The organism is Chromatiales bacterium (assembly GCA_014762505.1).
GTDB lineage: Bacteria > Pseudomonadota > Gammaproteobacteria > SpSt-1174 > SpSt-1174 > SpSt-1174.
This window is the reverse complement of record JABURS010000026.1, coordinates 1-18558: the sequence shown is the minus strand read 5'-3', so window position 1 is coordinate 18558 and position 18558 is coordinate 1. Positions and strand designations below refer to the sequence as shown.

Below are 18558 nucleotides of genomic sequence, written 5' to 3'. Positions count from 1 at the left end.
GCATTTTACCGGACGCCGATCCGCTTGTGGATTGGGTTTTTCAACAGCCTGCTAGGGCGGCTGAACTGTGAGCCGGCGCACAGGCACCCGACATGGCGGCATCATGATCGCGTCACGGACCTGTCATGCCGCCGCCCGACAATGGCCCTCCATCCAGCATGCAAGTGGAGGCCGACATGTACGAACAGACGCACACGACCCTGCCCGTCACCCATCCGGCGCGCGCCACGCGTCAGGCCGGTCTGGCCGCGCGGGCCCTGTGGATGTCGCATCGAGAGATCCGCCTGGTGCAGGCGGCCCTGGGCGAGGAGCCCTGCTGCGGCAGCGAGCGGCGGCTGGCCGGCGAGAAGGCGGAGTGTCCCTGGGAGACGCGCTGCAAGGGCAGCCTGGCGGAGTGGCTGCGCTAGGGCCTGTGGCCCGGGTTACTGGTTCTCCGAGCGGGAGATACGGGCCAGGAAGGCGTCCAGCGCCCGCGTGGGCAGCAGGCGGCGCAGGGTGCCCAGCAGGTAGGTGGGAAAGGTGACGTAATAGCGCGCGCGGGGGCGCCGGGCCTCCAGGGCGTGGACGACCTTGCCGAGCACCGCCTCGGGCGGCAGGGTGAAGGGGGCGGCGGGGCCCTCCTTGGTCAGGCGCCGGATGGCCCCCTGGTATTTCTCCCGCCACACGCTGTGTCCGGTGTCGATGTTTGCCTTGAGTTTTTCGAAGGCGTTGGCGCGAAAGCGGCTTTCGATGGGGCCGGGTTCGACCAGGCTGACGTGGATGCCCGTGCCGCGCAGCTCCAGGCGCAGGGTGTCGGAAAGCCCCTCGATGGCGAACTTGCTGGCGTTGTAGGCCCCGCGAAAGGGCAGGGCGACCAGGCCCAGCACCGAGCTGTTCATGATGATGCGGCCGTGACCCTGCCGGCGCATCACCGGGATCGCCCGGTTGGTAAGCTCCAGCCAGCCGAGCACATTGGTCTCGAACTGTTCGCGCAGCACCTCGCGGCGCAGGTCCTCCACCGCCCCCGGCTGCCCGTAGGCGCCGTTGTTGAACAGGGCGTCCAGCCGGCCGCCGGTGCGTTCCAGTACCGTCTCCATCGCCCGGGCGATGGAGGCGCTGTCGGTGAGATCCAGCGACAGCGTCTCGAATCCCTCACCCTCCAGGCGCGCCACGTCTTCCGGTTTGCGGGCGGTGGCGAAGACGCGCCAGCCGCGGGCCTTCAGCCCCCGGGCCACGCACAGGCCGATGCCGGAGGAGCAGCCGGTGATGAGGATGCAGCGGTTCACGCGTTGGGGCTGTCTCAGTAGGTCAGCGTCAGCACGCCATCCTCGGCGGCCTCGCTGATGAAGGCCGCGCCGCCGCGCGGGCCGTCGAGCTCGGGGATGGCGTTGTCCTCGTTGAGCTCGTTCTCGTCCATCGCCCCGGCGCAGACGTAGAACTTCGCCCCTGCCTCGTGGGCGTCCTGCATGAAGGAGTAGAGGGATTTCTCGCCCGCCGTGCCGGGGTAGAGGGCGTCGGCAAAGCCTTTCACGAGGAATTTCGCGCTGGGGCCGGCGAAGTAGATCTCCACCTCCAGGTCCATGGCGGCGGCGACGGTGGCCTGGAAGAAGGGTGCGCCAAGCGTGCCCGGACGCTCCGGATTGACGTTCAGCAGCATGATGATGAGCTTTTCGGCCATGGGGCCCCCCTTTGGATGTTGCGTGCGAGGGGGCAGAAACCATTGGAAATGTGCAACGCCGCCCTCATATAATCGGGCGCTAATATTGGCGTATTTTCGGAGAAATGGGAAATGCCGATCTACGAATATCAGTGCGAGTCCTGCGGCGAGCAGATGGAAGTCATGCAGAAGATGAGCGATGCGGCGCTGACCGACTGCCCCAAGTGCAGTCAGCCGGCCCTGAAGAAGCTCGTCTCCGCGGCTGGTTTCCGCCTGAGTGGCGGTGGCTGGTACGAGACCGACTTCAAGACGGGCAGCAAGAAGAACGTGGTCGAGAGCGGTTCGGGCAGTGCCGGCGGCGGTCATTCCTGCGGTACCGGCGGCTGCGGCAGCTGCGCCTGAGGCGAACACCGGTTAGGGTGTGCTGAAGCGCTACCTCATCGCCGGGCTGCTGGTCTGGGTCCCACTGGGTATCACCTTTCTGGTGATCCGGGCCCTGGTCGGGGTGATGGACCGCACCCTGCTGTTGCTGCCGCCGGACTGGCGTCCCGAGGCCCTGCTGGGCTTTCCCGTGCCGGGTCTCGGGATCGTCCTCTCCATCCTGGTGGTGCTGATCACGGGCATGGTGGTGGCGAACCTGCTGGGTCGCAAGCTGGTCGAGGGCTGGGAATCACTGCTCAACCGCATCCCGCTGGTGCGCAGCATCTACTCGGCGGTGAAGCAGATCCTGGAGACCATCTTCGTCGCCGGCGGCAAGTCGTTTCGCAAGGTGCTGATGGTCGAGTACCCGCGCCGCGGGCTCTGGACCCTGGCCTTCCAGACCGGGAGCGGCACCGAGGAGGTGCACGACAAGGCCGGCCACCGGCTGGTGACGGTCTTCGTGCCCACCACGCCCAATCCGACCTCCGGCTTCATCATCCTGGTGCCGGAGGAGGACATCATCGAGCTCGACATGAGCGTCGAGGACGGCCTCAAGCTCATCATGTCGCTGGGGGTCGTGGCCCCGCCGACACGCGCCAAAGTTGCGCCCGAGAGGGGCAATTCGTAAGATTCCCGCCTTTCCGCGCCGTTTCCGACGATCGCGCGGCAACCACTCATCCCGCGACGCCCCGGGCGGTCGCGGTCTTTCGGTATTTGGGGTAGGCCAACCATGCGCACTCATTATTGCGGTCTCGTCGACGAGACCCTCATCGACCAGGAAGTGACCCTCTGCGGCTGGGTGAACCGTCGCCGTGACCACGGGGGCGTGATCTTCGTCGATCTGCGCGACCGCGAGGGCCTGGTGCAGGTGGTGTTCGATCCGGATCGCGCCGAGGTCTTCGCCACCGCTGAGCGCATCCGCAGCGAATACGTGCTGCGCGTGCGGGGCCGTGTGCGCCCGCGCCCCGAGGGGACCGTGAATGCCGACCTGAAGAGCGGGCAGATCGAGGTGCTGGGCCTGGAGCTCGAGGTGCTCAACGCCGCCGAGACCCCGCCCTTCCAGCTCGACGACGACGATGTCAACGAGGAGTCCCGCCTCAAGTACCGCTACGTTGACCTGCGCCGCCCGGCCATGCAGCAGCGCATGCAGATGCGTGCCCGGGTGAGCCGCACCCTGCGCCGCTTCCTGGAGGACAACGGCTTCCTCGACATCGAGACGCCCATGCTCACCAAGGCCACGCCCGAGGGCGCGCGCGACTATCTGGTGCCCAGCCGTACCCATCCGGGCGAGTTCTTCGCCCTGCCGCAGTCGCCACAGATCTTCAAGCAGTTGCTGATGATGGGCGGCATGGACCGCTACTACCAGATCGTGCGCTGCTTCCGCGACGAGGACCTGCGCGCCGACCGTCAGCCCGAGTTCACCCAGCTCGACATCGAGACCACCTTCATGGACGAAGAGGGGATCATGGGGCTGATGGAGGAGATGATCCGCGAGCTCTTCGCCCAGGTGCTGGAGGTGCCGCTGCCGACCAGCTTCCCGCGCATGACCTACGCCGAGGCCATGCAGCGCTACGGCTCGGACAAGCCGGACCTGCGCATCCCGCTGGAGCTCACCGAGCTCACCGACGTCATGAAGGACGTGGACTTCAAGGTCTTCTCCGGCCCGGCCAACGACCCGCAGGGTCGCATCGCCGCGCTGCACGTGCCCAAGGGCGGTGAGCTCTCGCGCAAGGAGATAGACGACTACACGAGCTTCGTCGGCCGCTACGGCGCCAAGGGCCTGGCCTGGATCAAGGTCAACGACAAGGCCGCCGGCCGCGAGGGCCTGCAGTCGCCGATCGTCAAGTTCTTCCCGGACGAGGTGGTGGACGAGATCCTGCGCCGTACCGGCGCGGAGAACGGCGACATCATCTTCTTCGGCGCCGACAGGGCCCGCGTGGTCAACGAGGCCCTGGGCGCGCTGCGCGTCCGGGTCGGCCATGACCTCGGCCTGGTCGAGCACGGCTGGCGGCCGCTGTGGGTGGTCGACTTCCCCATGTTCGAGTTCGACGAGAAGGACGGTCGCTGGGTGGCCCTGCATCACCCCTTCACCGCCCCCAGCGTCGATGACCCGGCGGCCCTGCACGACAACCCGGGGCAGGTGCTGTCCCGTGCCTACGACATGGTGCTCAACGGCACCGAGGTCGGTGGCGGCTCGGTGCGTATCCACCGCCCGGAGATGCAGCGCGAGGTCTTCAAGCTGTTGGGCATCTCCGACGAGGACGCCGAGCTCAAGTTCGGCTTCCTCATCAACGCGCTCAAGTACGGCTGCCCGCCGCATGGCGGCATCGCCTTCGGCCTGGACCGCCTGGTCATGCTCATGACCGGCAGCTCCTCCATCCGCGACGTGATGGCCTTCCCCAAGACCCAGACCGCGGCCTGTCCGCTCACCGACGCCCCGGCGGGCGTCAGCGAGCAGCAGCTGCGCGAACTGAACCTGCGCATCCGTCGCCAGGGCTGAGCCGCGCCCGCAGCCAAGCCATGACGAGGGCCGCCACGTGCGGCCCTCGTCGCATCCGGTGGCCGGCACCTGATAAGCTGGGGGCAAATCCCGTATGCCCGCGCCCGTGACCGAGCCCACTGCCTACAAGCGTCCCGAATCCGTGCTGGTGGTTGTCTACAACGACCTGGACGAGGTCCTGCTGCTGCGCCGCGTGCAGCCGGCGGGCTTCTGGCAGTCGGTCACCGGCAGCCTGGAATGGGGCGAGGCGGCCGGGGCGGCCGCCCGGCGCGAGCTTTTCGAGGAGACGGGGCTCGACCTCCCGGTCGAGGCCTGCGGGCCTACGAACCGCTTCCCCATCCGCCCGGAATGGCGGGCGCGCTACGCGCCGGCGGTGACCGAGAACAGCGAGACCGTGTTTCGCGTGCCGGTTGCCGGGCGACCCGCCATCCGGCTCAATCCCGCCGAACACGATGCCTGTGAATGGGTGCCGCGACAGGCCGCCGCCGCGCGGGTATTCTCCTGGACCAACCGGGAGGCGATTCTTGCATTGCCGCCGGCTCCCGGCACGCATCCCGCAGCGCAAGCGCCCTGAAGGCCGGCTCATGAAGGCCAACGTATGAAAGCCAGCACATGAAAGCCAGCACATGAAAGAAGTCGTCGTCTTCGTCCACGGTATCTGGGTCAACGGGCTGGAACAGGCCCTGTTGCGTCGGCGCGTGCGGGCCTGCGGCTACGACTGCCGCCAGTTCAGCTATCACAGCCTGCTGCATACGCCGCAGCAGAACGCCGTGCGCCTGCAGGCCTTTCTCGAGCGGCTCGATGCCGACGTGGTGCACCTGGTGGCCCACAGCCTGGGCGGCATCGTGCTGCTGCACCTCTTCGACCGTTTCCCCGACCAGCGCCCCGGGCGCGTGCTGATGCTGGGCACGCCCCTCAACGGCTCCTCCCTGGCGCGCAAGATCCACCGCATTGCCCCGGCGCGCCCGCTGCTCGGGCGCGCCGTCGAGCGGGGCCTGCTGGGGGATGCGCCGCGCTGGAAGGGGATGCGCCCGCTGGGCATGATCGCCGGCAACCGCGGTATCGGCTTCGGCCTGCTGGTGCTCAACCGCCTGGCGCGGCCCAACGACGGCACGGTCTGCCTGCGCGAGACGATCTCGCCGGCCGTGAACCATCACCTGGAGGTGCCCTACAGCCATACCCAGATGCTGTTCGTGCGCCCGGTGGCCGAGGCCGTCTGTCACTACCTGGCACAGGGGCGATTCTGACCGGTCGGGGCGGCGATGCCCCGGTCCCCTATGGTAAAATCCCGCCAGTTTTCGTTTCATCGAGAGTGAGTTATGGCTGGACACAGTAAATGGGCCAACATCAAGCACAAGAAGGCGGCCAACGACAAGAAGCGCGGCAAGATCTGGACCAAGCTGATCCGCGAGATCACGGTGGCCGCGCGCGAGGGCAAGACCTCCGATCCCAACGTGCATCCGCGCCTGCGCCTGGCCTGGGACCGTGCGCTGGGCGCCAACATGCCCAAGGACACCATCGAGAAGGCCGCCAAGCGCGGCTCGGGTGAACTCGACGAAGACATCATCTACGAAGAGGTCCGCTACGAGGGCTACGGCCCCTCCGGCGTGGCGGTGATGGTCGACTGTCTCACCGACAACCGCAACCGCACCGTCTCCGAGGTGCGCCACGCCTTCACCAAGGCCGGCGGCAATCTCGGCACCGACGGCTCGGTGGCCTACATGTTCAACAAGACCGGCATAATCAGCTTCGCTCCCGGCGCCGACGAGGACCGCATCATGGAGGTCGCGCTGGAGGCGGGCGCCGAGGACATCGTCAACAACGACGACGGTTCCATCGACGTGCTCACCACCCCAGAGGCCTATGCCGAGGTGAAGGCCGCCATCGAGGGCGCCGGCCTCGCGCCCGACAACGCCGAGGTCACGATGCGCGCCGACACCCTCTCTCCCATGGACCTGGAGACCGCCGAGAAGGTGATGCGCATGATCGACGTGCTGGAAGACCTGGACGACGTGCAGGAGGTCTACACCAACGCCGACTTCCCGGACGAGGTCTTCGACGAGGCGGCCAACGGCTAGCCCCGCTGGGGCACTGGCCGCGCGGCGATGACATGATCCGCATACTGGGTATCGATCCGGGCTCACGCATCACGGGCTACGGCATCATCGACAGCGACGGGCGCCGCAGCCGGCATGTCGCCAGCGGCTGTATCCGCGTCACCGGGGACACGCTGCCGGAGCGGCTGGGGATGATCTTCCGCGAGGTGGGAGTTGTGCTCGGCGAACACATGACGGGCGAGGGCGCCATGGAGATGGCCATCGAGAACGTGTTCGTGTCCAAGAACGCCAGTTCCGCCCTCAAGCTCGGCCAGGCGCGCGGTGCGGCCATCTGTGCCGGCGTCAGTCACGCGCTCACGGTGGCCGAGTACACGCCCACCGAGGTCAAGCTCGCCATCGTCGGCACCGGCGGGGCGGACAAGGCCCAGGTGCAGCACATGGGGCGCATGCTGCTGGGGCTGAAGGGCCCGCTGCAGGCCGACACCGCCGATGCCCTGGCCGTGGCCCTGTGCCATGCCCACACCGGTTCCACGCTGGCCCGCGTGCCGGCCCTTTCGGGGAGAAGACGATGATCGGACGCCTGCGCGGCGAGATAGTGTACAAGCGCCCGCCGCAGCTCCTGCTCGACGTCAACGGCGTCGGCTACGAGCTGGAGGCGCCCATGTCCACCTTCTACGGCCTGCCCGAGACGGGCAGTGCCACCACGCTCTTCACCCACCTGCTGGTACGCGAGGATGCGCATATCCTCTACGCCTTCGCCAGCGAGGGCGAGCGCGAGATGTTCCGTGCCCTGCTCAAAGTCAACGGCGTGGGGGCGAAGATGGCCCTGGCCATCCTCTCGGGCATGAACGCCGCCGAGTTCCGCCGCTGCGTGATGATGAACGACGCCGCCGCGCTCACCCGCCTGCCGGGTATCGGCAAGAAGACCGCCGAACGCCTGATTGTGGAGAGGCGCGACCGGGTGGAGAAGGCGGTGGATGCCGGCGAAGGCCTGCCGCCTGTTACCGGCGGCGCGGCGCCCGTCGCGGCCCTGCCGGCCGATGCGGTGGAGGAGGCCGTGCAGGCCCTGATCGCGCTGGGCTACAAGCCGCAGGAGGCGAGCCGCATGGTGAGCCGCGTCGAGCACGCCGACCGGCGCAGCGAGGACATCATCCGTGATGCCCTCAAGGCCAGCGTGAAATGACCCCGGGCATGGACGACGACCGCCTCATCGGCGCCGGCGAACTGCCCGAGGAACGGGCCGTCGAGGAATCCATCCGTCCGCAGGCGCTGGCCGATTACGTCGGCCAGCCCGCGGTGAAGGAGCAGATGGAGATCTTCATCTCCGCCGCCCGCGCGCGTGGCGAGGCACTGGATCACGTGCTCATCTTCGGCCCGCCGGGCCTGGGCAAGACCACGCTCTCGCACATCATCGCCAACGAGCTGGGCGTGGCCATGCGCCACACCTCGGGCCCGGTGCTGGAAAAGCCCGGCGATCTCGCGGCCCTGCTCACCAACCTCGAGCCCCACGACGTGCTGTTCGTCGACGAGATCCATCGTCTGAGCCCGGTGGTGGAGGAGGTGCTGTACCCGGCGATGGAGGACTTCCAGCTCGACATCGTCATCGGCGAGGGCCCGGCCGCACGCTCCATCAAGCTCGACCTGCCGCCCTTCACCCTGGTGGGCGCGACCACGCGCGCGGGGCTGCTGACCTCGCCGCTGCGCGACCGCTTCGGCATCGTGCAGCGCCTGGAGTTCTATTCGGCCGCGGACCTCACCGCCATCGTCACCCGCTCGGCCGGTATCCTCGGTGCGCAGATCGAGGCCGGCGGGGCGCAGGAGATCGCCAAGCGTTCGCGCGGCACACCGCGTATCGCCAACCGCCTGCTGCGGCGCGTGCGCGACTACGCGCAGGTGAAGGGCGACGGGCACATCACCCGCGAGATGGCCGATCGTGCCCTGGATCTGCTGAACGTGGACGACTATGGCTTCGACGCCCAGGACCGTCGCCTGCTGCTGGCGGTGATCGAGAAGTTCGATGGCGGGCCGGTGGGCATCGACAGCCTGTCGGCGGCCATCGGCGAGGAGCGCGGCACCATCGAGGACGTGCTCGAGCCCTATCTCATCCAGCAGGGCTTCCTCATGCGGACCACCCGCGGCCGCGTGGCCACCGCGAATGCCTACCGCCACTTCGGGCTGAAACCGAAAACTGTGACGGTGTCGGAATCCACGCCGGATCTTTTCGACGCGGAGAGTTAACGCGTTCGCATTCACCGGGAAACTTTTTCCCTAGTCTTGGCTCCGATAAGGAAACCTCGTGCAGACATTCGACTGGACAGTACGCGTTTACTACGAGGACACGGATTCGGGGGGCGTCGTCTACTACGCCAATTATCTCAGGTTCATGGAGCGTGCCCGCACCGAATGGCTGCGGGCGCTCGGCTTTGAGCAGGATGCGCTGATTCGTGATGCCGGCGTGATCTTCGCCGTGCGTTCGGCCAGCGTGGATTACCTGCGTCCGGCGCGTTTCAACGAACAGCTGACGGTGCGCTCGACGGTGCACAACTCGGGGCGCGCGAACGTGGTCTTCGACCAGCAGATTCTCCGTGCCGATGACGCGGAACTTCTGACCAGCGGCAGGATCAAGATTGCGTCGCTGGACGCAGAGACGTTCCGTCCCAAACCCATGCCCAAGGACTTGCTGGAGGCACTCTCACGTGACGCCTGAAATGTCGGTACTCGGATTGATTGGCGATGCCAGCCTGGTGGTCCAGCTGGTGATGCTGGTACTGGTGCTCGCCTCGGTGCTGTCCTGGACGGTCATCGTCATCAAGTGGCGGGTGCTGCGCGCGGCGCGTGCCGCTGCCGAGACCTTCGAGGACCGCTTCTGGTCCGGCATCGATCTCGCCCAGCTCTTCGAGCAGACGAAGAAGAAGGACGAGGCCTCGGCCATCGAACAGATCTTCGTCTCGGGGTTTCGCGAGTATGCCCGCCTGCACAAGCAGCAGCGCCTCACACCGATGACCATCTCGGACAACGTGCATCGCTCCATGCGCGTGACCATGTCGCGCGAGATCGATGCCCTGGAGACCTATCTCTCGTTCCTCGCCACCGTCGGTTCCACCAGCCCCTATGTCGGGCTGTTCGGTACCGTGTGGGGGATCATGAACTCCTTCATGGCCCTGTCGGGCGCCACCCAGGCCACGCTCTCGGCGGTCGCGCCCGGGATAGCCGAGGCCCTGATCGCCACTGCCATCGGCCTGGTGGCGGCCATCCCGGCCGTGGTCGCCTACAACCGCTATGCCGATGACGTCGAGCGGCTGGTGAATCGCTACGACAACTTCCTCGAGGAATTCACCACGCTGCTGCAGCGCCAGGCGCTCGCACACCAGCCCGACAGCCCGACGGCGACGGTCTGAGGTCAGCCATGGCCCGCCCCAACCGCCGTCGTCCGATGTCACAGATCAACGTCGTGCCCTATATCGACGTGATGCTGGTGCTGCTGGTGATCTTCATGGTCACTGCGCCCCTGCTGCAGACCGGTGTGGACGTCGATCTGCCGCAGGCATCCGCCAGGCCCATGACGGATGATGCGGAGCTGCCCGAGGCGCTGGTGGTGGTGGTGGATCGCAACGGCCAGTTCTTCGTCGAGGGCGGCAGGCGCCTGTCGGCCGACGAGCTGGCGGAGACGGTGCGCGCGCGGCTGGCAAAGAACGCCCAGATGCCCGCCTACGTGCGCGGCGATCGCCACGTGGAGTACCAGCGCGTGGTCGAGGCCATGGTCATCCTGCAGCAGGCGGGGCTCGACAAGGTCGGGCTGATCACCGACCCGCCACCCGACGATGCGCGGTAGGGGCGCGATGTGGCAGGATATCCGCCATCACCCCTCGGCCCTGGGCATCGCCATCGCACTGCATGCGATCGCGGTGCTGCTGTTGCTGGTCACGTTTGACTTCGAGGCGCCGACCGCGGGGGAGCCTGCCCCGGCACCGCAGATCGTCGAGGCCGTGGCCATCAGCGGTGCGGAATACGACGCGGCGTTGAACCGCCTCGAGGAGGCGAAGCGACGCGAGCAGGAGGCCGCGGCCGCGGCAGAACGCCGGCGCCAGGAGGCCGAGGCGCAACGACGTCGCGAGGCGGAGGCCCGGCGTGCGGCCGAGGAACAGGCGCGCCAGGCGCAGGCCCGGCGTGAGGCCGAGGCCAAAAAGGCGGCGGAGGCGAAACGCGCGGCCGAGGAAAAGGCCCGTCAGGAGCAGGCGCGGGCGGAGGCCGAGGCGAAGCGTCAGGCCGAACTCAGGCGTCAGCAGGAACTCGAGGCGCAGAAGCGTGCAGAGGCGGAACGCCAGGCCGAGCAGAAGCGGCTCGCGGCGGCACTGGCGGCCGAGGAGGCCGCCCTGCAGGAGGCGGCCCGCCGTCGCGCCGAGGCCAAGGCCCAGGCAGAGGCAGACGCCCGCCGCAATGCCCAGCTGGCCTCCCTGCGTGACGAGTACCTGGCGGCCATCGTGGCGCGTATCCAGGGCAACTGGGAGCGCCCGATCGGCGCGCCCAACAACCAGCGGGCACGCCTGCTGGTACGCCAGGCGCGCGGTGGTTTCATCACCGAGGTGAAGATGCTGCGCTGCGAGGGCAACGACGCCTTCTGCCGCTCGGTACTGGATGCCGTGTGGCGTTCCGATCCGCTGCCGTCGCCGCCGCGCGAGGAGCTGTTCGACACCGAACTGGAAATCGTATTCGACCCGGACCAATCATGAAGAAGCTGACCCTCATGCTGTTGCTCGGCCTGCTGGCGGTTGCCGGCAGTGCCCAGGCCAAGCTCGAAATCCGCATCACCCAGGGGGTGGAGAGCGCGTTGCCCATCGCCATCGTGCCCTTCGGCTTCGAGGGCAGCACGTCGGCACCGGAGAACATCACGGCCATCATCGAGGCCAACCTCGCGCGCTCCGGCCAGTTCCGGCCGCTGCCGGCGACGAGCTTCCCCCAGCGGCCGACCAGCGGGCAGGCGATCGATTTCGCGACCTGGCGCAAGCAGGGCATCGACCACGTGGTGGTCGGTCGCCTGGTGGAGACTGCCCAGGGGGGTTACACGGTGCAGTTCCAGCTCTTCAACGTGCTGCAGGCCCGCCAGCTCACCGGCTACAGCATCCCGGCGCGCAGCCAGGATCTGCGCCGCGCGGCCCACCAGATCAGCGACTACATCTACGAGACCCTGATCGGCGAGCGCGGGGCCTTCAATACCCGCGTGGCCTATGTCACCACGCAGGAGGATGGCGGCAGGCGCGAATTCCTGCTGCAGGTGGCGGACGCCGACGGCTTCAATCCGCGCGTGATCCGCCGCTCCATGCGCCCGCTGATGTCGCCGGCCTGGTCGCCCGACGGGCGGCGCATCGCCTACGTCTCCTTCGAGGGCAACCGCTCGGCGATATATATCCAGGATGTGGCCACGGGCGAGCGGGAGAAGGTCTCCGAGCGCGCCGGCATCAACGGCGCGCCGGCCTGGTCGCCGGATGGGCGGCGCCTGGCCCTGACCCTGTCGGAGAGCGGCGACCCGGAGATCCACGTGCTGGAGCTCGCCAGCCGACGCCTCACGCGGCTGACCTTCGACCGCGGCATCGACACCGAGCCGAGCTGGACCCCGGACGGGCGCGCCATCGTCTTTACCTCGGACCGCAGCGGTGCGCCGCAGCTCTACCAGGTGCCGGCGAGCGGCGGCCGGGCCACGCGCCTGAGCTTCGACGGCAGCTACAATGCCGCTCCCGAGGTCTCGCCCAGGGGCGACAAGGTGGTGATGGTGCGCGGACAGGGCAACCAGTTCCGCCTCGCCGTGCAGGACCTGAAGACCGGCTACTCGCGCGTGCTGACGCGCGGCGGCCTGGACGAATCGCCGAGCTTCGCACCCAACGGGCGCATGATCATCTACGCCACGCGCGAGGGCGGCCGGGGTGTGCTCGCGGCCGTGAGCGAGGATGGCGGCGTGCACCAGCTGTTGGTGCTGGAAGAGGGCGAGGTGCGCGAGCCGGCCTGGTCACCGTTTTATCAATAGCCCTTGCGGAACCCCGCAAGCTGGCCTGTACTGAACGATCTGAATGGAGGATCGACGCATGAAAACCTACGGTCTTGCTGTCCTGCTGCTGGCCACCCTGGTACTGGCCGGCTGTCCCAACCCCAATGCGGTGAGGGAGGGCGAGGGCGCCGAGGGCGCTGCCGCCGGTGCCGGCCCCGAGTCCGAGGGCATGGGACTGGGCGCTGATGGCCAGCTTGCCGCCAGCCCGCTGGATGATCCGGCCAGCCCGCTGTCGAAGCGCACCATCTACTTCGAGTTCGACAGCAGCCAGGTGGCCGAGGAATACCTCGACCTCATCGCCGCCCACGGCAAGTACCTGGCCGACAATCCGCAGCGACGCATGCGCGTGGAAGGTCATGCCGACGAGCGCGGCAGTCGCGAGTACAACGTCGGCCTCGGTGAGCGCCGTGCCAAGGCGGTGGAGCGCCTGCTGCGCTTCCAGGGCGTGGGCAACGACCAGGTCGAGGTGGTGAGCTTCGGTGAAGAGCTGCCGGTGGCCTTCGGCCATGACGAGGCGGCCTGGCGTCTGAACCGGCGCGTGGAGCTGGTCTATGAATAGGGGCCTGGGGCGGGCGCTCTTTGCCGGCCTCGTGCTGACGGTGCTGGCCGTGCCGGCCTGGGCCGACCGGCGCACCGACGAGCGCCTGGGGGCGCTGGAAGCCCGCATGGAGCGTATCGACCGCCTCATGTCCAACAACGCCCTGCTGGAGATGGCGACACGTCTGGATGCCATGCAGGAGGAGCTGCGGCAGCTGCGCGGCCAGAACGAGGAGCTGCGCCACGAGGTGGAGACGCTCCGGTCGCGCCAGCGCGAGCTCTATCTCGACCTCGATCGCCGTATTCAGGCAGCGGCCGAGGCCCCGGCGTCTGCCGCGCCGCCGGTGGCGACACCCGCCTCGCCGTTGCCGGGGGCGGCCCCGGCGCCTGCTGCCTCGTCCGGTGCAGAGGCGGCGCCGGCAACGGGCGTGGCGCCGGCCGGCGAGCGCGATGCCTACCGCGATGCCTTCAACCTGCTCAAGGACGGCCAGTATCCGCAGGCCATCGAGGCCTTCCGGGGCTTCCTCGCGCGCTATCCGCAGAGCGGCTATGCGGCCAATGCCCAGTACTGGCTGGGCGAGGCGAACTACGTCTCCAGGGACTACCCGGCGGCCGTGGGCGAGTTTCGCAAGGTGCTGGACCAGTATCCCGACAGCAACAAGGTGCCGGATGCCCGCCTCAAGCTCGGCTTCACCTATTACGAGCTGGGTGAGTGGGCCAAGGCGCGCGAGGCGCTCAATGACGTGAAGGCGAAGCACGCCGGCAGCAGTGTCGCCCGCCTGGCCGACGAGCGTCTGGCCCGCATGCAGCGGGAGGGCCACTAGCGTGCCGACCACCGGGGTTGCCAGCATCGGGGGCGTGGACGACGTCACGGGAAACGCGGACGCGGGGCGTCTGCGTATCACCGAGATCTTCCTCTCCCTGCAGGGCGAGTCGTGTACTGTAGGCTGGCCCACGGTGTTCGTGCGCCTGACAGGCTGCCCGTTGCGTTGCCAGTACTGCGACACGGCCTATGCCTTCACGGGCGGCGAGTGGATGGATCTCGATACCATCGTCGACACGGTCACGGGCCACGGGGTGTCGCATGTCTGCGTGACCGGCGGTGAGCCGTTGGCGCAGAAGGCCTGTCTGCCGCTGCTCTCCCGGTTATGTGATGCCGGATACGCGGTCTCGCTGGAGACCAGCGGGGCACGTGACATCGCCGGGGTCGATCCCCGGGTGATGCGGGTGATGGACCTCAAGACCCCGGGGTCCGGCGAGGAGGCCCGCAATCTCTACGCGAATATCAGCGAGCTCGGCGAGCGGGATCAGGTGAAGTTCGTCATCTGCTCGCGCGAGGACTACGACTGGGCGAAACGCAAGCTGGTGGAGTTCGAACTCGCGCGCCGCTGCGAGGTGCTGTTCTCGCCCTCCTTCGGCCAGCTCGATGCGCGCGAGCTGGCCGACTGGATCGTGGCCGACCGCCTGCCGGTACGCTTCCAGCTCCAGCTGCACAAGCTCCTCTGGGGCGACGAGCCCGGACGATGAGCGAAGACAGGCAGCCCGATAAGGCGGTAGTGCTGCTCTCCGGAGGCCTGGACTCGGCCACCGTGCTGGCCATGGCGCGTGCCGCGGGCCGGGCCTGCCATGCGTTGAGCTTCCGCTATGGCCAGCGTCACTCGGCCGAACTGGCCGCTGCCGAACGCGTGGCCCAGGCCCTGGGGACGGTGGAGCACAAGATCGTTGACCTGGACCTCTCGGCCATCGGCGGCTCGGCACTGACCGACCCCCGCATCGACGTGCCGACCACCCCCACCGAGGGGATCCCTGTCACCTATGTGCCGGCCCGCAACACGGTGTTCCTGGCGGTGGCGCTGGGCTGGGCCGAGGTGCTCGGGGCCCGGGAGATCCACATCGGCGTCAACGCGGTGGACTATTCCGGCTACCCGGACTGCCGGCCCGAATTCATCCAGGCCTTCGAGCAGCTCGCCAACCTCGCCACCCGGGCGGGGGTGGAGGGCGAGCGGTTTCACATCCAGAGCCCGCTCATCGACCTCACCAAGGCCGAGATCATCCGTCGCGGCACCGCGCTCGGTGTGGACTACGGCCTGACCGTCTCCTGCTATGCCGCCGACCTCGAGGGCCGCGCCTGCGGGGCCTGCGATTCCTGCCGCCTGCGGGCCGATGGCTTCAGGGCGGCCGGTTTGCCGGACCCGACGCGCTACCGCGACTGATTCCCCCACCCGGGACAAGGATGACGTGAGCCAGCTCACGTTTTATAATTACCCGTTACTCGCCAACGGATATCCGTTCGTCACGCGTGGAATAACCCGCCGGTCACAGGCATCCACCGACGACTGAAAACGCACCCGCATGAACAGTGGGTGGCAGCTAACGAGTCTTTGTCCGGACGGCCCGCGTCAGTCGCGGTTTCAGCCGCTCCGAGAAAAGCGTGTTTGGAGGAAACGATTCAATGGCGTTCGAAAGCTTTGCCGAGGCCCAGTCCTTCCTGTTGTGGGGGGCCTTCATACTCGCCCTGATCATGGGCGCCGTGGTCAACAAGACCAACTTCTGCACCATGGGGGCCGTCTCCGACATGGTCAACATGGGCGATTTCGGTCGCTTCCGTGCCTGGGTACTGGCCATTGCCGTGGCCATGGTCGGCGTGGTGCTGTTCGAGTTCTTCGGTGCGGTGGACGCCGACGGTGCCTTCCCGCCCTACCGTGGTAGCAACTTCATCTGGGCCGAGAACCTCATCGGCGGCATCCTGTTCGGTATCGGCATGACGTTGGCCAGCGGCTGCGGCCAGAAGACCCTGATCCGTATCGGTGGCGGCAACATCAAGTCGATCGTGGTGCTGCTCATCATCGCCGTGATCGCCTATTTCATGACCAACCCCTTCCCGGGCAGCGACAAGACCCTCTACTCGGTACTGTTCTACCCGTGGATGAATCCGCTGTCGGTGAATCTCGCCAACGGTCAGGACCTGGGCTCCCTGGTCGCCGGACCCGAGTCCGAGGTGACTGCGCGCCTGGTCATCGGCGGTATCCTCGCCCTGGCCCTGCTGTTCTTCGTCTTCAAGTCGAAGGATTTCCGCGGCAGTTTCGACAACATCCTCGGCGGCCTCGTGGTCGGCCTGGCCGTCTTCGGTGCCTGGTGGGTGTCGAGCAACGCGATCATCAGCATGGGCGGCGGCGAGACCTATACCCTGCAGGGCTTTGCCTCCGACTGGGCCTTCCTCGCCGATTCCCCGGAAGGCAAGCCGGCAAGCACCGCCGCGCTGGCCGCGCAGTCCTACACCTTCATCAACCCGATGGGCCAGACCCTGGGCTACACCGCTGCCGGCTTCAGCAGCAGCTATCTCACCTTCGGCGTGATGGCCCTGCTCGGCGTGATCCTGGGTTCCTTCCTCTGGGCGATCGTGAGCAAGGGCTTCCGCGTCGAGTGGTTCGCCAATCTGCGTGACTTCGCCAACCACGTGATCGGTGCCGTGCTGATGGGCTTCGGCGGCGTGCTCGCCATGGGCTGCACCATTGGTCAGGGCATCACCGGCCTCTCCACGCTGGCCCTGGGTTCGTTCATCGCCTTCGGCGGCATCGTGCTGGGCAGTGCGCTCACCATGAAGATCCAGTACTACAAGCTGGTGTACGAGGACGAGGCGACCTTCCTCAAGGCGCTCGTCACCTCGCTGGTCGATTTCAGGCTGCTGCCCAAGGGGCTGCGCAAGCTCGAAGCGATCTGATCGATCCGTCATCCGGAAACGCACAAGGCCCCGCTCTGGCGGGGCCTTGTGCGTTTCCGGGGATGGTGAAGGCGGCGTCCCTGAGGGGTTGTGATTCCGCTAAGGCCGTGTAAACTATGCGCCTTCGCGTGGGTCGTTAGCTCAGTTGGTAGAGCACCGCACTTTTAATGCGATGGTCGAAGGTTCGAATCCTTCACGACCCACCATTTTCTCCCCTTTCTCATCAGGCCGGCTCGGCCAGCAGCGCATCCGCCTCCGGATTCAGTGCGGCCAGTCGCACGCGGGTGATGCGGTTTTCAAGATCCCAGTCGACCGGCCCCGGCATCTCTACCCGCAGGAAATTCGGCGTATAGCCCGTGTAGATCACCTCGCCCGGTGTACCCGTCTGCCACGGCCGTTCCCAGAGCACCTCCGCCTGTTCGCCTCGCATCGTCTCGAGGCTCTCCCTGCGCAGCCGGGCACCGAGTGCATGCAGCTCGCGGCTGCGGGCCTTCTGCGTGGCCTTGTCGATGCGGCCGGGGAGGGTGGCGGCCTTGGTTCCCGCGCGGGGCGAGTAGGCAAAGATGTGCAAATGGCCGAAGCCGATGCGCCCGACGAAGTCCCGGCTCTCGGCCCATTCGCTCTCGGTCTCGCCGGGAAAGCCCACGATGATGTCGGTGGTGACATTGAAGCCGGGTATCTGGGTGCGCGCCTCGGTGACCAGTCGCTCGAATTCCGCCGTCTTGCAGCGCCGTGCCATACGCCGCAGCACCGTGTCCGAACCGCTTTGCAGCGGCAGGTGCATGTGCGGCATCAGGCGCGGGTTGTCGAACAGGGCAAAGAAATCCTCCGGCAGATCCCAGGGTTCCACTGAGGCCAGGCGCAGGCGCGGCAGGTCGGTGTCGGCCAGGATCGCCGCAATCAGGGCGCTCAGGTCGGTACCCAGATCGCTGCCGTAGCCGCCGACGTGCACCCCGGTGAGCGCGGCCTCCTGCACGCCCTGGGCCACCAGGGCGTTGATCTCCTCCACGATGTCGGCGATCGGACGGCTGCGCTCCTCGCCGCGGGCGCGCGTGACGATGCAGAAGGTGCAGCGGTAGCGGCAGCCGTCCTGCACCTTGATGAAGGCGCGATGCCGGCCGCGGGTGAACAGCGAGGTCTCGCCCGGTTCCGTGGCAATCGCCGGCATCAAGGGAAGATCCAGCTCTCGCGCCGTGATTTCCACCAGGCGGTCCTTGTCGGGATTCTCCACGACCAGGTCCACCCCCAGGGTTTCGGCGGCGCTGTCGGGCTCCAGCGAGGCGTAGCAGCCGCTCACCACCAGGCGCGCGGACGGGTTGGCCTGGTGTGCCCGCTTGATGAGCTGGCGCGACTTGCGCACCGCCTCCTGGGTCACCGCGCAGGTGTTGAGCACCACCACGTCGGCCGCCTCGGGGGCGGCGACGATGCCGTGGCCCCCGGCCTTGAACTGCCGGGCCCAGGTCTCGAGCTCCGCCTCGTTGAGGCGGCAGCCCAGGGCGTGGAGATGGATGCGCATACGCTGTGCTTGCGGGCTTGTGTGGAGGGGGAAAGCTACCGCCTGCGGGTGCAGGGTTCAAGGGGAGATGAGAGAAGAGTGAGGAGTGAGGAGTGAGGAGTGAGGCGTGAGGCGTGAGGCCTTAGGGGTTA

Annotated in this window: 23 protein-coding genes and 1 tRNA gene; 21 read left to right on the top strand and 3 right to left on the bottom strand. The window is 67.5% G+C overall.

Features of this window, described 5'->3' with window-relative positions:
* The first annotated feature begins 176 nt into the window (after positions 1 to 176).
* Entirely contained in the window at positions 177 to 407 is a 231-nt protein-coding gene (locus HUJ28_02605; GenBank protein MBD3618349.1) for a hypothetical protein, read from the top strand.
* A 15-nt stretch (positions 408 to 422) separates the two neighbouring features.
* Here the strand turns inward: HUJ28_02605 and HUJ28_02600 are convergent, their stop codons facing one another.
* Together HUJ28_02600 and HUJ28_02595 are read right to left on the bottom strand one after the other, a co-directional pair.
* Complete coding sequence (locus HUJ28_02600) at positions 423 to 1265, bottom strand: SDR family oxidoreductase (GenBank protein MBD3618348.1); 843 nt, start codon at positions 1263 to 1265, stop codon at positions 423 to 425.
* A 14-nt stretch (positions 1266 to 1279) separates the two neighbouring features.
* Positions 1280 to 1657 carry a DsrE family protein gene (locus HUJ28_02595; GenBank protein MBD3618347.1) on the bottom strand — a complete coding sequence of 126 codons (378 nt, stop codon included), beginning with the start codon at positions 1655 to 1657 and terminating at the stop codon, positions 1280 to 1282.
* Between the two features lie 111 nt (positions 1658 to 1768).
* Here HUJ28_02595 and HUJ28_02590 point away from each other — a divergent pair, with 111 nt between their 5' ends.
* From HUJ28_02590 to HUJ28_02495, 20 genes are all read left to right on the top strand, one after another.
* Positions 1769 to 2038 carry a zinc ribbon domain-containing protein gene (locus HUJ28_02590; protein ID MBD3618346.1) on the top strand — a complete coding sequence of 90 codons (270 nt, stop codon included), beginning with the start codon at positions 1769 to 1771 and terminating at the stop codon, positions 2036 to 2038.
* Between the two features lie 106 nt (positions 2039 to 2144).
* Positions 2145 to 2684, top strand: a complete 540-nt coding sequence (locus HUJ28_02585; GenBank protein ID MBD3618345.1) for a DUF502 domain-containing protein — start codon at positions 2145 to 2147, stop codon at positions 2682 to 2684.
* A gap of 102 nt (positions 2685 to 2786) precedes the next feature.
* Complete coding sequence (gene aspS / locus HUJ28_02580) at positions 2787 to 4556, top strand: aspartate--tRNA ligase (protein ID MBD3618344.1); 1770 nt, start codon at positions 2787 to 2789, stop codon at positions 4554 to 4556.
* Positions 4557 to 4650: 94 nt separating this feature from the next.
* Positions 4651 to 5130, top strand: a complete 480-nt coding sequence (gene nudB, locus HUJ28_02575) for a dihydroneopterin triphosphate diphosphatase (protein ID MBD3618343.1) — start codon at positions 4651 to 4653, stop codon at positions 5128 to 5130.
* Positions 5131 to 5182: 52 nt separating this feature from the next.
* Positions 5183 to 5803, top strand: a complete 621-nt coding sequence (locus HUJ28_02570) for an alpha/beta hydrolase (GenBank protein ID MBD3618342.1) — start codon at positions 5183 to 5185, stop codon at positions 5801 to 5803.
* Positions 5804 to 5875: 72 nt separating this feature from the next.
* Positions 5876 to 6634, top strand: coding sequence for a YebC/PmpR family DNA-binding transcriptional regulator (locus HUJ28_02565; GenBank protein ID MBD3618341.1), 759 nt, complete (start codon positions 5876 to 5878; stop codon positions 6632 to 6634).
* A 32-nt stretch (positions 6635 to 6666) separates the two neighbouring features.
* On the top strand, positions 6667 to 7185 hold the full coding sequence (ruvC, locus tag HUJ28_02560) for a crossover junction endodeoxyribonuclease RuvC (GenBank protein MBD3618340.1): 519 nt from the start codon (positions 6667 to 6669) through the stop codon (positions 7183 to 7185).
* Entirely contained in the window at positions 7182 to 7796 is a 615-nt protein-coding gene (gene ruvA, locus HUJ28_02555) for a Holliday junction branch migration protein RuvA (protein MBD3618339.1), read from the top strand. The genes ruvC and ruvA overlap by 4 nt, the downstream gene beginning before the upstream one ends.
* Positions 7797 to 7804: 8 nt before the next feature.
* Positions 7805 to 8851 carry a Holliday junction branch migration DNA helicase RuvB gene (gene ruvB, locus HUJ28_02550; GenBank protein ID MBD3618338.1) on the top strand — a complete coding sequence of 349 codons (1047 nt, stop codon included), beginning with the start codon at positions 7805 to 7807 and terminating at the stop codon, positions 8849 to 8851.
* A 58-nt stretch (positions 8852 to 8909) separates the two neighbouring features.
* Positions 8910 to 9320: a tol-pal system-associated acyl-CoA thioesterase gene (gene ybgC / locus HUJ28_02545; GenBank protein ID MBD3618337.1), complete on the top strand. Its 411-nt coding sequence runs from the start codon at positions 8910 to 8912 to the stop codon at positions 9318 to 9320.
* Positions 9310 to 10011, top strand: a complete 702-nt coding sequence (tolQ, locus tag HUJ28_02540) for a protein TolQ (GenBank protein ID MBD3618336.1) — start codon at positions 9310 to 9312, stop codon at positions 10009 to 10011. Before ybgC ends, tolQ begins: the two co-directional genes overlap by 11 nt.
* An 8-nt stretch (positions 10012 to 10019) precedes the next feature.
* The gene (tolR, locus tag HUJ28_02535; GenBank protein ID MBD3618335.1) at positions 10020 to 10445 is read left to right on the top strand and encodes a protein TolR; all 426 of its coding nucleotides are present in this window, start codon (positions 10020 to 10022) and stop codon (positions 10443 to 10445) included.
* A gap of 7 nt (positions 10446 to 10452) precedes the next feature.
* Positions 10453 to 11343 carry a cell envelope integrity protein TolA gene (gene tolA / locus HUJ28_02530; protein ID MBD3618334.1) on the top strand — a complete coding sequence of 297 codons (891 nt, stop codon included), beginning with the start codon at positions 10453 to 10455 and terminating at the stop codon, positions 11341 to 11343.
* Positions 11340 to 12632 (top strand): Tol-Pal system beta propeller repeat protein TolB, encoded by a 1293-nt coding sequence (gene tolB, locus HUJ28_02525; protein ID MBD3618333.1) that lies wholly within the window; start codon positions 11340 to 11342, stop codon positions 12630 to 12632. Before tolA ends, tolB begins: the two co-directional genes overlap by 4 nt.
* A gap of 58 nt (positions 12633 to 12690) precedes the next feature.
* Positions 12691 to 13212 (top strand): peptidoglycan-associated lipoprotein Pal, encoded by a 522-nt coding sequence (gene pal / locus HUJ28_02520; GenBank protein ID MBD3618332.1) that lies wholly within the window; start codon positions 12691 to 12693, stop codon positions 13210 to 13212.
* Positions 13205 to 14014 carry a tol-pal system protein YbgF gene (gene ybgF, locus HUJ28_02515; protein MBD3618331.1) on the top strand — a complete coding sequence of 270 codons (810 nt, stop codon included), beginning with the start codon at positions 13205 to 13207 and terminating at the stop codon, positions 14012 to 14014. Before pal ends, ybgF begins: the two co-directional genes overlap by 8 nt.
* Before the next feature lie 70 nt (positions 14015 to 14084).
* Positions 14085 to 14717 carry a 7-carboxy-7-deazaguanine synthase QueE gene (queE, locus tag HUJ28_02510; protein ID MBD3618330.1) on the top strand — a complete coding sequence of 211 codons (633 nt, stop codon included), beginning with the start codon at positions 14085 to 14087 and terminating at the stop codon, positions 14715 to 14717.
* Positions 14714 to 15403 (top strand): 7-cyano-7-deazaguanine synthase QueC, encoded by a 690-nt coding sequence (gene queC, locus HUJ28_02505; protein MBD3618329.1) that lies wholly within the window; start codon positions 14714 to 14716, stop codon positions 15401 to 15403. Before queE ends, queC begins: the two co-directional genes overlap by 4 nt.
* 239 nt (positions 15404 to 15642) lie before the next feature.
* Entirely contained in the window at positions 15643 to 16911 is a 1269-nt protein-coding gene (locus HUJ28_02500; protein ID MBD3618328.1) for a YeeE/YedE family protein, read from the top strand.
* Between the two features lie 130 nt (positions 16912 to 17041).
* Positions 17042 to 17117: transfer RNA gene (locus HUJ28_02495), tRNA-Lys, on the top strand.
* A 17-nt stretch (positions 17118 to 17134) separates the two neighbouring features.
* Here HUJ28_02495 and mtaB read toward each other — a convergent pair.
* On the bottom strand, positions 17135 to 18427 hold the full coding sequence (gene mtaB / locus HUJ28_02490; protein ID MBD3618327.1) for a tRNA (N(6)-L-threonylcarbamoyladenosine(37)-C(2))-methylthiotransferase MtaB: 1293 nt from the start codon (positions 18425 to 18427) through the stop codon (positions 17135 to 17137).
* Positions 18428 to 18558: the final 131 nt, after the last annotated feature.